The 14509-nt window shown below is 63.0% G+C and carries 15 protein-coding genes; 7 read left to right on the top strand and 8 right to left on the bottom strand.

The window, feature by feature from the left end; all coding sequences use genetic code 11:
- Nucleotides 1–5: 5 nt before the first annotated feature.
- Entirely contained in the window at nt 6–641 is a 636-nt protein-coding gene (gene tmpT, locus HJD22_RS06500) for a thiopurine S-methyltransferase (protein WP_208656829.1), read from the top strand.
- 83 nt (nt 642–724) lie between these two features.
- Here the strand turns inward: tmpT and HJD22_RS06495 are convergent, their stop codons facing one another.
- The 6 genes from HJD22_RS06495 to HJD22_RS06470 all read right to left on the bottom strand — a co-directional run bounded on the left by HJD22_RS06495 (nt 725) and on the right by HJD22_RS06470 (nt 6533).
- Nucleotides 725–1312, bottom strand: coding sequence for a YajG family lipoprotein (locus HJD22_RS06495; RefSeq protein WP_208655087.1), 588 nt, complete (start codon nt 1310–1312; stop codon nt 725–727).
- Between the two features lie 104 nt (nt 1313–1416).
- Nucleotides 1417–2514 carry a sulfate/molybdate ABC transporter ATP-binding protein gene (locus HJD22_RS06490; protein WP_208655088.1) on the bottom strand — a complete coding sequence of 366 codons (1098 nt, stop codon included), beginning with the start codon at nt 2512–2514 and terminating at the stop codon, nt 1417–1419.
- Nucleotides 2515–2516: 2 nt separating this feature from the next.
- Nucleotides 2517–3338 carry a sulfate ABC transporter permease subunit CysW gene (gene cysW / locus HJD22_RS06485; RefSeq protein WP_208655089.1) on the bottom strand — a complete coding sequence of 274 codons (822 nt, stop codon included), beginning with the start codon at nt 3336–3338 and terminating at the stop codon, nt 2517–2519.
- On the bottom strand, nt 3338–4195 hold the full coding sequence (gene cysT, locus HJD22_RS06480) for a sulfate ABC transporter permease subunit CysT (RefSeq protein ID WP_208655090.1): 858 nt from the start codon (nt 4193–4195) through the stop codon (nt 3338–3340). The genes cysW and cysT overlap by 1 nt, the downstream gene beginning before the upstream one ends.
- The gene (cysP, locus tag HJD22_RS06475; protein WP_208655091.1) at nt 4192–5214 is read right to left on the bottom strand and encodes a thiosulfate ABC transporter substrate-binding protein CysP; all 1023 of its coding nucleotides are present in this window, start codon (nt 5212–5214) and stop codon (nt 4192–4194) included. Before cysP ends, cysT begins: the two co-directional genes overlap by 4 nt.
- A 131-nt stretch (nt 5215–5345) precedes the next feature.
- Nucleotides 5346–6533, bottom strand: a complete 1188-nt coding sequence (locus HJD22_RS06470) for a nitrate/nitrite transporter (RefSeq protein ID WP_208655092.1) — start codon at nt 6531–6533, stop codon at nt 5346–5348.
- Nucleotides 6534–6621: 88 nt separating this feature from the next.
- Between HJD22_RS06470 and rpe the strand changes: the two genes are divergently transcribed.
- Together rpe and HJD22_RS06460 are read left to right on the top strand one after the other, a co-directional pair.
- The gene (gene rpe / locus HJD22_RS06465) at nt 6622–7329 is read left to right on the top strand and encodes a ribulose-phosphate 3-epimerase (protein WP_208655093.1); all 708 of its coding nucleotides are present in this window, start codon (nt 6622–6624) and stop codon (nt 7327–7329) included.
- Nucleotides 7322–7621 carry a GIY-YIG nuclease family protein gene (locus HJD22_RS06460; protein WP_248730139.1) on the top strand — a complete coding sequence of 100 codons (300 nt, stop codon included), beginning with the start codon at nt 7322–7324 and terminating at the stop codon, nt 7619–7621. Before rpe ends, HJD22_RS06460 begins: the two co-directional genes overlap by 8 nt.
- On the opposite strand, the gene HJD22_RS06455 is transcribed toward HJD22_RS06460, so the two are convergent.
- On the bottom strand, nt 7622–8920 hold the full coding sequence (locus HJD22_RS06455; protein ID WP_208655094.1) for an NAD(P)/FAD-dependent oxidoreductase: 1299 nt from the start codon (nt 8918–8920) through the stop codon (nt 7622–7624).
- Nucleotides 8921–9156: 236 nt separating this feature from the next.
- Here HJD22_RS06455 and HJD22_RS06450 point away from each other — a divergent pair, with 236 nt between their 5' ends.
- The 4 genes from HJD22_RS06450 to trpD all read left to right on the top strand — a co-directional run bounded on the left by HJD22_RS06450 (nt 9157) and on the right by trpD (nt 13312).
- Entirely contained in the window at nt 9157–9849 is a 693-nt protein-coding gene (locus HJD22_RS06450; RefSeq protein ID WP_208655095.1) for a phosphoglycolate phosphatase, read from the top strand.
- 267 nt (nt 9850–10116) lie between these two features.
- Nucleotides 10117–11613, top strand: coding sequence for an anthranilate synthase component I (trpE, locus tag HJD22_RS06445; protein WP_208656831.1), 1497 nt, complete (start codon nt 10117–10119; stop codon nt 11611–11613).
- 79 nt (nt 11614–11692) lie between these two features.
- Complete coding sequence (locus tag HJD22_RS06440; RefSeq protein WP_208655096.1) at nt 11693–12280, top strand: aminodeoxychorismate/anthranilate synthase component II; 588 nt, start codon at nt 11693–11695, stop codon at nt 12278–12280.
- Between the two features lie 12 nt (nt 12281–12292).
- A complete protein-coding gene (gene trpD, locus HJD22_RS06435; protein WP_208655097.1) occupies nt 12293–13312 on the top strand; it encodes an anthranilate phosphoribosyltransferase in 1020 nt (339 codons plus the stop codon).
- 284 nt (nt 13313–13596) lie between these two features.
- Here the strand turns inward: trpD and HJD22_RS06430 are convergent, their stop codons facing one another.
- Entirely contained in the window at nt 13597–14343 is a 747-nt protein-coding gene (locus tag HJD22_RS06430; RefSeq protein ID WP_208655098.1) for a 4'-phosphopantetheinyl transferase, read from the bottom strand.
- Nucleotides 14344–14509 lie beyond the last annotated feature (166 nt).

The raw sequence follows: 14509 nt of genomic DNA, 5'->3' as shown, positions 1-14509 counted from the left end.
GCTGCATGGAGAACGAGTGGCTTATACGCTGGCGCGAGGGGCGCATCGGTTTTCATCGTGATGAGACCCATCCGGCACTCGAGCACTACTGGCCGACACTCGAAGTACCGAAAGACGCCAAGGTGCTCGTGCCCCTGTGTGGCAAGAGCCTCGACATGCGCTGGCTGGCCTCCCAGGGGCACCCGGTGCTGGGACTCGAGCTTGTACATGAGGCGGTCGAGCAGTTTATCGCCGAAGGGCAAGGTGAGGTATCGCGTTACCATCAGGGGAATTTCGATATCTGCCGGCAGGGTAGCGTGGAGCTGTGGTGTGGCGACTTCTTTCATTTCCACATCCAGCAGGCCGCGGAGATCGACGCCTTCTATGATCGGGCGGCATTGATTGCGCTGCCCGATGCCACTCGGCATCGCTACGCCTTTCACCTGGCACAGTTGCTGCCTCCCGGTGCGCGGGGGCTGCTGATCAGTCTCATGCGCAGGCCGGGGGACGAGCGTGGCCCGCCCTATAGCGTGACCGGCGATGAAGTGAGATGGCTATTCGAAGCCAATTTCGAGCTGACCCATCTTGCCGACGGTGAGGAGGAGGAGCACGGCTGGCGAGAGAGCATCTGGGCGCTGCGGCGTCGCGGTCCCTCGGTGTGATTCCTTTTAACATAAGAAGACGGGCGCCGTAAGCGCCCGTTTCCTTTATATCTTTCTGTATCTTTCTACTCCGCCAGTTGTCCTCAGCGGGCGAGCAGCGGGCCGAGCTCGGGGTCGCGGAAGGCGCGGTCGAGGCTGGCGCTAAGCAGATCGTTGACCATTTCCGTATTGGTGTCTCGATTGGGGCGAACCGCATAGCTCTGGGTGCGCCGGGCGGTATAGGTGCCGGTATAGGTGTTGCGCTGATTGGCCGCCTGGGCGCGCAGCACCGACTCTAGCACCGCCTCGCCGAGCACCGGGACATCGTCGCCGCGGGCATAGTCGAGGCGTACCAAGGTCAGGGTCAGGCTGGGACGCCCCTCGGCGCTCTCGGTGGTCGGCGTGAAGCCCATGCGACGTACGGCTTCTTCCGCTTCGGCCTGGAGCTTGGGCACCACGTCATGGGCATAGACGGTGATGGTGGCAGCAGACATGCCGGCGCCGCTACGGGTGCCAAGCACTTCGGAGGGTCGTTCGTCGACGACATTGACGGTCACCTGCTGGCCATTGCCGACTTGGGGGACGTCGACCGAGACGCGCGGGTCGACCTGGAGATAGTGGGGGCTGGTACAGCCAGCCAGCACCAGCATGGCCAGCAGTAAGCTTAATCCCGTAAACCATCGCTTGAACATCTGACTCTCCATTTATCAGGTAGGTTAAGGAGGGCGCCTGTCGCGCTGCCGCGAGTATAAGCCGACTGGCGCGGCCAGGCGATGGTCGCCCTCCTATGGCCGTGTCATGACATCGCCATGGCAAGGCTGGGCTGCTTCTGGCCATTTGCATCGAAGCGGTGCCAGTGGCGTGGAATGGCGAACAGGCGCTGGCCACGGTGGATACCGAGTTGCTCGAAATCGGCATGACGCACGGTGACGAGCCAGGGTTCCGCCAGCCAGTCGGCCTCTACCTCCACCCGCACTTCAGCGCCCACCGGCGAGATGGCGGTCACCGTGACCGGCAGCCGAGCTTGTTGGCTTGGGGAGTTGTCGAGCTTGATCTCGTGGGGGCGCAACAACAGCTCCTGAGCGCCATCCTCGAGATCTACTTGGAGCTGGGCGTCACCGCACGACAGTATCCCCGCCTTGACCTTGCCTTCGAGGCGATTGACGTCGCCCAGGAACTGGAAGACGAAACGGTTGGCTGGCGCGCGGTAAAGTTTTTCCGGGGTATCGATCTGCTCGATGCGGCCATTGCTCATCACCACTACACGATCGGAGAGTTCGAGCGCCTCCTCCTGATCGTGGGTGACGAACACGCTGGTGAAGTTGAGTTCGTCATGCAGATGGCGAAGCCAGCGGCGCAGGTCTTGGCGCACCTTGGCATCCAGCGCGCCGAAGGGCTCGTCGAGCAGCAGCACGTCGGGCCGCAGGGCGAGAGCCCTGGCCAGCGATACCCGCTGCTGCTGCCCTCCGGAGAGCTGCGCCGGATAGCGCTTGGCGAACTGCTCGAGCTGGACCATCTCCAGCAGCCGATTGACCCGCGCGCGGATCTCGCCGCTGCTGGGGCGATGCTTGCGCGGCATGACCGTCAATCCGAACGCGACGTTGTCGAACACGTTCATGTGCCTGAACAGTGCATAGTGCTGGAATACGAAGCCGATACGGCGGTCGCGCACGTGGACATTGGTCACGTCGCGATTGCCGAAGTGGATGCTCCCGGGGGAGGGGATACGGTCGGAGGTCTCAAGCCCGGCAATGATGCGCAGCAGGGTCGTCTTGCCGGAGCCGGAGGGGCCCAGCAGCCCCACCAGCTCGCCGTCATGAATGTCCAGATCCAGCGGCTCCAGCGCCTGGGTGCGGCCGAACGTCTTGGCGATATTGTGTAACCGGATGCTCATGTTCAAGCCTCCTGGCGCGCGGCGCGCCATTCCAGGCCGGCCTTGGCGGCCAGCGTGAGCAGGGCGATCAGCGCCAGCAGGGCGGCACTGGCAAAAGCGCCTACGGTATTGTAGTCCTGATAGAGCTGCTCCAGGTGCAGCGGCAGCGTATTGGTCTGTCCGCGAATGGCCCCCGAGACCACCGACACCGCACCGAACTCGCCCACTGCCCGGGCATTGGTCAGGATCACACCGTAGAGCAGGGCCCAGCGAATGTTCGGCAGGGTCACACGACGAAACACGGTCCAGCCCGAGGCACCGAGCGTCACTGCAGCCTCCTCGTCGCGGGAGCCTTGAGCTTGCATCAGTGGAATCAGCTCGCGCGCCACGAACGGGCAGGTGACGAAGATGGTCACCATCAGAATACCGGGCCAGGCGAACATCAACTGGATGTCCTGGGTATCGAGCCAGCCGCCGATCCAGCCATTGCGCCCGTAGAGCAGTAGATAGATCAACCCCGCCACCACCGGCGAGACCGCGAAGGGAATATCGATCAGCGTCTGCAGCAGACGCCTGCCGGGAAAGCTGAAGCGGGTCACCAGCCACGCCAGCATCACGCCGAAAACCAGGTTGATCGGGATCGTCAGGGCGGCGATGAACAGGGTCAGTCCGATCGCTGCCAAGGTGTAGTGATTGCTGACGTTGGCCCAGAATACCCCCGCCCCCTGGGCGAAGGCGTAACTGAATATCGCCACCAGCGGCAGCAGCAGAAACAGCGCCGACAACAGCATGGCGGCTATCACCAGCACACGGCGGACGCCGGGTGCGTCACCGATCCGTTGCATCAGCCTTTACCTCCATGCAGGCGCCTGATGAATCGACCCTGCCACAGGTTGATGGCCAGCAGCAGCGCAAGGGAGACGAACAGCACCACCGAGGCGATGGCCGAGGCGCCGGCATAGTCGTACTCCTGCAGCCTGACAAAGATCATCAGCGCGGTGATCTCGGTCTCGTAGGGCATGTTGCCGGCAATGAAGATTACCGCACCGAACTCTCCTAGCGAGCGCACGAAGGCAAGCCCCGTGCCGGTGACCAGCGCTGGCCACAGGTGCGGCAGGATCACCCGGCGAAAGGCGGTGGCATCGGAGGCACCGAGCGTCAGTGCCGCCTCGTCGACTTCCGCGGGGAGATCCTCGAGCACCGGCTGCACGGTGCGCACCACGAAGGGGATGCTGGTAAACGCCATGGCAAGCGCGATGCCCACCCAGGTGTAGGCGACCTGAATGCCCAGCGGGTCGAGCAGTCGGCCCATCCAGCCGTTGCTCGAGTAGAGCGTGGCCAGGGTGATGCCGGCCACGGCGGTGGGTAGCGCAAATGGCAGATCCATCAGTGCGTCGAGCAGGCGCTTGCCTGGGAACTCGTAACGCACCAGCACCCAGGCCAGCAATAGGCCAAAGATGCCATTGACGATGGCGGCCACGGCCGCCGCACCGATGGTCACCATATAGCTGGCGACCACTCGGCCATCGGTAATGATCGCCCAATACTCGGCCAGGCTCAGCCCGGCCAGCTGGCCGAAAAGGCCGGTGAGCGGCAGCAGCAGCACCAGCGAGATGAAGGTCAGGCTGATGCCGAGTGAGAGACCAAAGCCAGGCAGCACCCGCTTGGGGGTGCTGCCGGTCACGGAGGCGAGCGAGATCATCGACGTTGCAGTTGATCCAAAATGCCGCCGCCTGAGAAGTGATCGTCCATCACGCTCTCCCAACTGCCGAAGACGTCCTCGACGCGCAGCAGCTCGGTTTCGGGGAACTGATCGGCGAACTCTTCCACCACCGCTTCGTGGTGCACGCGATAGTTGAACCCGGCGAGCTGGCGCTGGGCGCTCTCGCTGTAGAGATACTCGATGTAGGCCTGAGCCAGATCGAGATTGCCGTTGCGTTCGGCGTTGGGCTCGACCACCGCCACCGGGAATTCGGCGAGGATGCTCACTGGCGGCACGATGACCTCGTAGTCGTCGCTGCCATACTCCTGGCGGATGTTGTTGACCTCGGACTCGAAGCTGATCAGCACGTCGCCAATGCCGCGCTCGATGAAGCTGGTGGTGGCGCCGCGGCCACCGGTGTCGAACACCGCCACGTTGCGCAGGAAGGTGCGCATGAAGTCGTGGATCTGTTCCTCGTCGCCATCGAACTCATTATCGGCGAAGCCCCAGGCTGCCAGGTAGGTATAACGGCCGTTGCCGGAAGTCTTGGGGTTGGGGAAGACCATGCGCACATCCTCGCGCGCCAGGTCGTCCCAGCTCTTGATGCCCTTGGGGTTGTCCTTGCGCACCAGGAAGGCGGTGGTGGAGTAGTAGGGCGAGGCATTGTTGTCGTACTGCTGCTGCCAATCCTCGGGAACCAGCCCCCCATCGGCCAGCGCCTGCACGTCGGTAACCTGATTATAGGTCACCACATCGGCACGCAGGCCCTGAAGGATGGCACGGGCCTGGGCCGATGAGCCACCGTGAGACTGGCTGACGGAAACTTCCTCGCCGTGCTCCTGCTGCCACCAGGCGATGAATTCCGGGTTGATGGCGGCGAACAGCTCGCGTGCAATGTCGTAGGAGGAGTTGAGAATCTCGCGCTCGGCGGAGAGCGCCGGAGTTGCGAGTCCGGCACTCAGCGCGACCGCCAGCGAGACTCCCAGTGCGCTGCGACGAAACAGGGAATTATGAAGCATTCGGTTAACTCCATCGTAGGGAGACATGATGACGTCAGGCTAAACCAGTGTTTAAGGAATGACAATCCCCGTTGTTATTCATTTTTAATATATGAAGCGATAGACATGCCTTATCGCAATGGTTAGCGCCTTCATGTGGGCGAGCGCACTTGAGATGAACGAGCATGCAGGGAGTAGAGCCCGAATAGTGGGCCGGGTAGCAGTAGCCAGGCTAGTGCGGGGCCAAGCGCATTCCAGAGTGGGATAAGGAGGATGAGCGACAGCATCGACACGCCAAAGCCGATGGCATTCTGCAGCGTCAGGGCGCTGCCGACGCTGTGCGCCGGACAGGCCACCGCGGAAAGTGCAGAGAATTGCGGCGAGTCGATCACCGCCAGCGCGCTCCACAGCGCGAGAAACGCAAGCAGTGCCGTGACGGGCAGGGCAGGCAGCAGTGGGTAGAGTGCACAGCAGGCGGCCGACCCCGCCAGGCCTGCCTGGGCGACGCGGCGACTGCCGAGGCTGCGGCTCAATAAACCGCCTAGCCAGCAGGCGGGGCCACCAATGGCGATCAATAGGAAGGAGATGAGAGCAAGCTGGCCAAGCGTCATGTCGGGCAGAGCGGTCATGACCATCAGCGGCAGTAGCACCCAGAGCGTATAGAGCTCCCACATGTGCCCGAAGTAGGCGCTGGCGGCACGACGAAAGCCGGCGATGCGAAAGGCTTGCACGCCGGCCAAGCGCGGTGCGAGCGCACTACCCGCTTCGAGCCGCGACTTGGCATGACGCACCTCGGCGGCCTCGCCCAGCCGCCACACCATCGCCCCTGCGATGATGGCCAGCATCGTCGTCCCCCAGATGCCGCCTCGCCATGATAGCCCCACTCCCGCTTCGCCAAGGGCGCGAAGGCCATGGGGTAGAGCGGTGCCCAGCACCAGCATGCCGACCAGCCAGGCCAGGCCAAGCCCGCTGCGTCCGGGGGTCCAGCCCACCATCAGCTTCATCCCTACCGGGTAGATGCCGGCTAGACAGATGCCGGTGACGATACGCAGTGAAACGGCTCCCCACAATCCCCCTGCCCAGGGCAGCAGGGCATTCGACAGGGCGCCCAGCAGACAGCAGGCGGCAAACAGCCGGCTGGCATCGAGGCGATCGGCCAGCCCACTCAGCCCGATCGCCAGGGTGCCCAGCAGAAATCCTCCCTGCACCGCACCCGTCAGCCACCCCAGCTCGGCGGTACTAAGCGACCAGAGGGCCTGGAGATCGGCAATGACGGCGTTGGGCGTGAACCACAGGGCGGTGCCGAACAGCTCGGCAACGGCAATAATCAGCACGGGCATGGCGAATCCATCCGGCGGTTTTTGTTAGACTAGCTGCCCTAGACTACCCAACGTTGCGTTCGCGTACCCATTAGAGGAAAGTGCCGCCATGGCCACCCCCGGCGACTTCAAGCATGATTTCACGATAGCCCCCTCGATTCTCTCCGCCGACTTCGCGCGGCTGGGAGAGGAGGTCGACAATGTGCTGGCCTCGGGGGCCGATATCGTACACTTCGATGTCATGGACAATCACTACGTGCCCAACCTGACCATCGGTCCGATGATCTGCGAGGCACTGCGCAAGCATGGCGTGACCGCTCCCATCGACGTGCACCTGATGGTCAAGCCGGTCGATCGGCTGATCGGCGATTTCCTTGAGGCGGGGGCCGACTACATCACCTTTCATCCCGAAGCCTCGGAGCATGTCGACCGCTCGCTGCAGTTGATCCGCGATGGCGGCTGCAAGGCCGGGCTGGTGTTCAACCCGGCCACGCCGCTCTCCTACCTCGACTATGTCATGGACAAGGTCGACATGATCCTGCTGATGAGCGTCAATCCCGGGTTTGGTGGTCAGTCGTTCATCCCGGCCACGCTGGACAAGCTGCGCGAGGCGCGGGCGCGCATCGATGCGTCCGGGTTACCGATCCGCCTGGAGATCGATGGTGGCGTCAAGGTCGAGAACATCGCCGAGATCGCTCGGGCCGGCGCCGATACCTTCGTGGCCGGCTCGGCGATCTTCAAGGCCCGCAGTGCAGACGACCCGCACGGCTACGACAGCGTGATCCAGGCGCTGCGGCGTAAACTCGAGCGTGTCTGACGGCACGGCCAGCGACCGGGGCAGCTTGCCCACCTGGCATCTCTATCTGGTGGAGACGGCGGCAGGCGCCCTCTACACCGGCATCAGTACCGATGTGGCGCGGCGCTTCGAGGAGCATTGCCACGGCCGGCGCGGCGCCCGGGCGCTACGTGGCAAGGGGCCGCTGCGCCTGGTGCATGAAGAAAGTGTTGGCTCTCGGGGGGAGGCGCTGCGCCTGGAAGCCGCGATCAAGCGGCTGACGGCGGAGCGCAAGCGCGCCTGGCTCGCCGCCAGACGCGAAGCGCTGAGCTGATCAGTGCAACTTCATCTTCGGCTTCAGAAAGCGATTGATGCCATCCACCAGGATGGTCATGCCGGTCTTGAGCGCCCCGTGGATGGCGAACTGATGCATGCGGTAGAGGGAGGCGTAGAAGATCTTGGCAATGCGCCCTTCGAGAAACAGGCTGCGTGCCGAGGCTCCGCGCATCAAGCTGCCCACGGCATCGAAGTGTGCCAGCGAGATCAATGAGCCGCGATCACGGAATGCGAATGGCTTGAGCGGCCTGTCGTTGAGCATCGCGACCAGGTTGCGGTAGAGCACCGAGACCTGCTGGTGTGCCGCCTGGGCGCGGGGCGGCACGGCCTTGCCATCCTCTTGCGGGCAGCTGGCACAGTCGCCGAAGGCGAAGATGCGCTCGTCGTCTACGCTCTGAAGCGTATCGTGAACCTTGATCTGATGATTCTTCTGGGTGGAGAGGCCAAGTTCGGAAAGAAATTCCGGCGCCTTGATGCCAGCTGCCCAGACATTGAGGTCGGTTTCGATACGGGTGCCGTCGGCGGTGAGAATGCCCTGCTCGTCGGCCTGGGTGACGCGAGTATCGACATGAATATGTACGCCGAGCTTCTCCAGTTCGCGATGTACCGCCTTGGTGATGCGATCGGGCAGGGCGGGCAGAATGTTGGGAGCGGCCTCGATCAGGTGGACGTCTAGCTGGCCGCTATCCATGGCGGTGAAGCCGTAGCTGTGTAGAATCTTAGAGGCGTCGTAGAGTTCGGCGGCCAGCTCCACTCCGGTGGCGCCGGCGCCAACGATCCCCACCGCAAGCTTAGGATGGATGCGACGTGCCGGATCGCTGTAGCGCAGGAAGGTGTTGAGCATGTCGTGGCGAAACGCCTCGGCCTGCTGGGGGCTGTCCAGGAAATGGCAATGCTCGGCCACACCCGGTGTGCCGAAGTCATTGGAGACGCTGCCCAGCGCGAGTATCAGGTAGTCGTACTCGAGGGTACGCGAGGGCAGGATCACGCTCTCGTCGTCATCGATGATCGGCGCCAGCGTCAGGCGTCGCTCCTGGCGATCGATATCGCTCAGGGTCCCACGTTGGAACTGGTAGCAGTTGACCTTGGAGTGACCCTGGTAGGAGACCTCGTCGAGGCCCGAATCGAGCACGCCAGTGGCGACTTCATGCAGCAGAGGCTTCCAGATATGGGTCGGGTTGCGATCGACGAGCACGATTTCGGCACGTTTGCGCTTGCCGAGTTTGCGACCGAGCCGAGTGACCAGCTCGAGTCCGCCCGCGCCACCGCCGACTACCACGATGCGTGGCAAGTTCATTAATGCCTCCTGATAAAGCAAGAAACGATAATGGTTAGTGAAAAAATGAATCGCCAGGGACGGCAGGCCGGTCCGGCGTCCAAGTCGCCGAAGGCCATGCCGGTAGACGGCGACAGCGCTCCCAGCATAGGCGTGTTGTGCTTTGATGCCTATGGGCAAATCAGCTTGCCTAGCGCATTGCGGATAAGTTGACCGCCTCACGCGGCCGTCGCCAACCAATACAAGGAGCTTTCCCGATGCATAGCGTGCTGCACGATATCGACCTGGTGACCTTCGATCTTGATGGCACCCTGGTCGATTCGGTGCCTGACCTGGCGGCCGCGGTGGATGCCGTGTTGCTGGCGCAGGGGCTGCTCCCCGCCGGCGAGCGCAAGGTACGTGACTGGGTCGGCAACGGCTCGCGGGTGCTCATCGAGCGTGCGCTGTCCGATGCCTTTCGGCGCTCCGATAGTGACGACCTGGTTGCCAGTGACTTGGGCAAGGATGTCTTGGAGCAGGCGCATCAAGGGTTTCTGTTCCACTATGGGCAGGCCCCCAGCACTAGAACGCGTCTCTATCCCGGGGTGCGCGATGCGCTCGAGGCGCTTGCCAAACGTGGGCTCCCCATGGCGCTTGTGACCAACAAGCCCCATACCTTCATCGCCCCGATTCTCGAGAGCTTCGCCATCGCACATTATTTTACCCTGTGCCTGGGGGGCGACTCGCTGTCGTTCAAGAAACCCGATCCTGCACCGCTGCTGCATGTGGCCAGCCATTTTGGCATGGCTCCCCGGCGCTGCCTGATGGTGGGTGATTCGCGCCACGACATCACAGCGGGCAAGCGTGCCGGGTTTCGCACGCTGGCCGTTCCTTACGGCTACAATCACGGCGAGCCGGTCAGCGACGCGTGCCCCGATGCCATGGTTGAATCGCTTGCCGAACTCGTTTAGGGTGACAAGGCTTGCGTTATGCTTGGCGTTTTTAGCATAAGCTTTTGTTATAAAAGTTGGTTATAACGCATCCTGAACTCTCTGCTACGGACTGTCGGAATGACGCTGACCCTCTGTCGTCTCTTGCCCTTTCAGGTGACCGTATCGAGCGCCGTCGCGCTGATGCGCGACGTCAAGCGCTGGCGATGGTGATCTCCCCTGTGACTTGAGCTGCCTCGTGATGAGGCGAGAGATCGACGATTCCACTGTGAGGAACTGCGCGGCATGATGACTTCCGAGCGCTTCTTGGAGCTGGCGCGTGCCGGCTACAACCGTATACCCGTGACCCGCGAGGTGCTGGCCGACCTCGACACTCCGCTCTCCACCTATCTCAAGCTGGCCAACCAGCCTTGGACCTTTCTGCTCGAGTCCGTGCAGGGCGGCGAGAAGTGGGGCCGCTACTCGATCATCGGCCTGCCGTGCCGCGAGCGCATCGAAGTGCGCGGCTTCGAGATTCGCCATATCGTCGATGGCGAGCAGATCGGCATCGCCGAGGCCGAGGATCCGCTGACTTGGATCGAGCGCTTTCAGGAGCGCTTCAAGGTGCCGCGTCTCGACGATCAACCTCGCTTCGACGGTGGCCTGGTCGGCTATTTCGGTTACGACACCATTCGCTATGTCGAGCCGCGTCTGTGCACTCCCGATGTGGCGGCCAAGCCCGATCCTCTGGATGTGCCGGATATCCTGCTGATGCTGTGCGACGACCTGGTGGTGTTCGACAACCTTTCCGGCAGGTTGACGCTGTGGACCCATGCCGAGCCACATGAAGAGGAGGCTTACGAGCGCGCGCGAGCGCGCCTAGAGCGGCTCGAGCTGCAGCTGCGTAGTGCCACGGTCAATACCGTAAGCCCGGGGACCGGACGTAGTGCGGTGGAGGAGGGGCACTTCACTTCCGGTTTCACCGAGCAGGGCTTCAAGGCGGCGGTGGAGAAGATCAAGGAGTACGTGCTTTCCGGGGACGTGATGCAGTGCGTGCCCTCGCAGCGCATGTCCATCCCCTACCAGGCGCCACCGCTCGACCTCTACCGTGCGCTGCGCAGCCTCAATCCCTCTCCCTACATGTTCTTCTTCAATCTCGACGATCATCATGTGGTCGGTTCATCGCCGGAGATCCTCACGCGGCTCGAGGAGGGCGAGGTCACGGTGCGTCCGATCGCCGGTACCCGGGTGCGTGGCCACAACGAGGAGGAGGATCGGGCGTTGGAAGCCGATCTACTGGCCGACCCCAAGGAGGTCGCCGAACACCTCATGCTGATCGACCTGGGCCGCAACGACGTTGGGCGCATCTGCGAGACCGGCTCGGTCAAGGTGACCGACCAGATGGTGGTCGAGCGCTACTCCCACGTCATGCACATCGTCTCCAACGTCACCGGGCGGTTGAAACCGGGGCTCAAGGCGATGGACGTGCTGCGTGCCACCTTTCCTGCCGGTACGCTCTCTGGCGCCCCTAAGATCCGCGCCATGGAGATCATCGACGAACTCGAGCCGGTCAAGCGGGGCATCTATTCCGGTGCCGTGGGCTATCTCTCCTGGCACGGCAACATGGATACCGCCATCGCCATCCGCACCGCAGTGATCAAGAATGGCGAACTGCATGTTCAGGCCGGTGCCGGCATCGTCGCTGACTCTGTGCCGGAGCTTGAGTGGCAGGAGACACTCAACAAGGGACGGGCGCTGTTTCGTGCCGTGGCCATGGCCGAACGCGGCCTCGACAACCTCGAGTGAAGCTATCGCCTGCGTGACGGCGTTGGCTTGAACCTACTTCTGCGCCTGGCCCGTCCGGGTGCAAGCCGGAGACCTATCCATGTCCGTGCTGATGATCGATAACTACGACAGCTTCACCTATAACGTGGTGCAGTACCTGGCCGAGTTGGGTGCCAAGGTGGGGACCTACCGCAACGATGCCATCACCCTCGATGAGATCGAGGCCATGGCACCCAGCCATATCGTCATCTCGCCGGGACCCTGCACGCCCAACGAGGCGGGCATCTCGATGCCGGTGATTCGCCATTTCGCCGGCAAGCTGCCGATTCTCGGTATCTGCCTTGGCCATCAGGCTATCGGCCAGGTCTATGGTGGCGAGGTCGTCCGCGCGCCCCAGGTGATGCATGGCAAGACTTCCCGGGTGCGCCATCGTGGAGAGGGCGTCTTTGCCGGTCTCGGCGACCCCCTCGAGGTAACGCGCTATCACTCGCTGGTGGTAGCCGCCGAGACGCTGCCCGAGTGCCTGGAAGTGACCGCCTGGGTCGATGACGACGATGTCACCCCTGGGCTGATCATGGGCCTGCGCCATAAAACACTGGATATCGAGGGGGTTCAGTTCCACCCTGAATCGATATTGACGCGCCAGGGGCATGAGCTGCTGGCCAACTTTCTCACTCGCCGCGCCTGACGGAGGCTGCCCATGCAGATGCGAGAGGCCATCGACGCCGTGATGCGCGGCCGGAGCCTGACGTTCGACCAGACCCACGCGGTGATGCGCATCATCATGACTGGCGAGGCCACCGACTCGCAGATCGGCGGCTTCCTGATCGGTCTTGCCATGAAGGGCGAGAGCGCCGAGGAGATCAGCGCCGCCGCCCAGGTGATGCGTGAGCTGATGACGCCGGTCAAGGTGCAGGGCGAGAATCTCGTCGATATCGTCGGCACCGGTGGCGATGGCGCCAATCTCTTCAACGTTTCGACGGCGTCGAGCTTCGTCGCTGCGGCGGGTGGGGCGCATGTCGCCAAGCACGGTAATCGCAGCGTCTCCTCCTCCTCGGGCAGTGCCGACCTGTTCGCGGCGGCGGGGATCAAGATCGATCTCGACGCCAGGCAGGTGGCGCGCTGCATCGATCAGGTGGGGGTCGGCTTCATGTTCGCCCCCATGCACCACCAGGCGATGCGTCATGCTATCGGGCCGCGTCGTGAGATGGGCGTGCGTACGCTGTTCAATATCCTCGGGCCGTTGACCAATCCCGCCGGTGTCGTCAACCAGGTGCTGGGCGTCTACGATGCCGGGCTGGTTCGGCTGATGGCCGAGGTGCTCAAGCGCCTCGGCAGCCGCCATGTGATGGTGGTCCACGCCGAGGACGGCCTCGACGAAATATCCCTCGCAGCACCGACGCAGGTAGCCGAACTCAGGGAGGGCGAGATCCATGAGTACACCATCTCCCCGGAAGACTTCGGCATCGAGCGCCAGGCGCTGGCGCCACTCAAGGTGGTGACCGCAGAGGATAGCCTGCGCCTGGTGCGCGAGGCCCTCAATGGCAAAGGCGCCGCGGCCGATATCGTCTCCCTCAATGCGGGTGCTGCCCTCTACGTAGCCGGTGTCGCCGACACGCTGAAGGAGGGTGTTTTGATGGCCGAGGATGCCCAGGCCTCCAAGCTGCCATTGGAGAAGATGAAGGAGCTGGCGGACTTCACCCGCGTGCTGATTTCCTAACGTTCAGCTGCCATTGAGGGACTCGCGCCTGAACGGCGTTTTCCTTATGTGGCGTTGCGGTGTGAATGTGCCAGCTACATCCTGAAAACGATAAGGGGCGCCATCAGGCGCCCCTTATCGTTCATAACCAGGCGATGTTCGGGTCAGAACCTGGGGTGCCAGTGGGGGCGGTGCAGGCGATACGCTTCATCCTCGGTGCGTTCGTAGCTCAGCTGCATCCGCTGCTCATTGGCTGAATTCACGCTCGAGCACCCGCTGGTAGAGATCATGCCGCTCGATCGATATCACTGCTCGCAGCGGGGTAGCGCGACCAGGCTAATTATGCGGCCGTTATGAAGGCAGACCTCGCCGGCGACTTCCCGGCCGGCCGACCAGCCGCGCCCTAGGTCAGTGAGCAAGCGCAGGCGAACCGTACCGATACCTTGCCAGGTCACCAGCTCGGCAGCCTGGAAGTGGAACATTCGACCTACGAGTGGGTAGAGCGCCTTGAACAGGCTCTCCTTTAGAGAGAAGGTCGAGGTGACCACCAAACCCGTATCGGAGACGGGTAATCGTGCCAATCGCTTGGCTTCCCCGGGGGTGAGAACTCTTGTCGCGAGTCGCCTGGCTGACGCGGTATCCAGCAGCCGCTCGGCGTCGAGCCCAATCCCCTGATAGGCCTCGCGGTGGGCGACCAGCGCAGCGGCCCAGCCATCTTTATGGGTGATGGCGCCCACACAGTCACTGGGCCAGCGGGGAGAGCGGTCGTCGTTCATGTCAGGGGTGGCATCCCTGCCGTCGAGCAACCGTAACGCATGTCTTGCGCATAGGCGTCCCGCAATGAACTCCGCACGCCGCTTGGCGATCGCGCCGTGCAGGCGGGGAGGTAGATCGATGCCTTCATGGCTGGAGCCGGAGACATCACCGGCATCTGTCATTTCGCCGACCAGCTTAGGGTCGAAGCGCGTCGCGACCAGGCAGGCGCCCCTCAGCGGCGTGGCCCATGGCCAGGCGCTGGTAAAAGGCTCATGAAATGGTGGTGTGTTATCCATCGACGGATTCTGGCACGTGCCTGCCTGTTACCGCCAGCATGCCTCTGACGATGCCAGGGCGTCGAAGAGGGCATAGGCAGCAAACTTGAGCAGTCTCTCTTTCAATGACGCGCGGGTGATAGGTAAGATGGGCCGCTTACCGGCTTTATTCGCGGCCAGTGCCGCC

The sequence above is a fragment of the Halomonas sp. TA22 genome (genome assembly GCF_013009075.1).
In the GTDB taxonomy this organism is placed as follows: Bacteria; Pseudomonadota; Gammaproteobacteria; order Pseudomonadales; family Halomonadaceae; genus TA22.
This window is presented reverse-complemented; position numbering and strand designations above follow the sequence as displayed.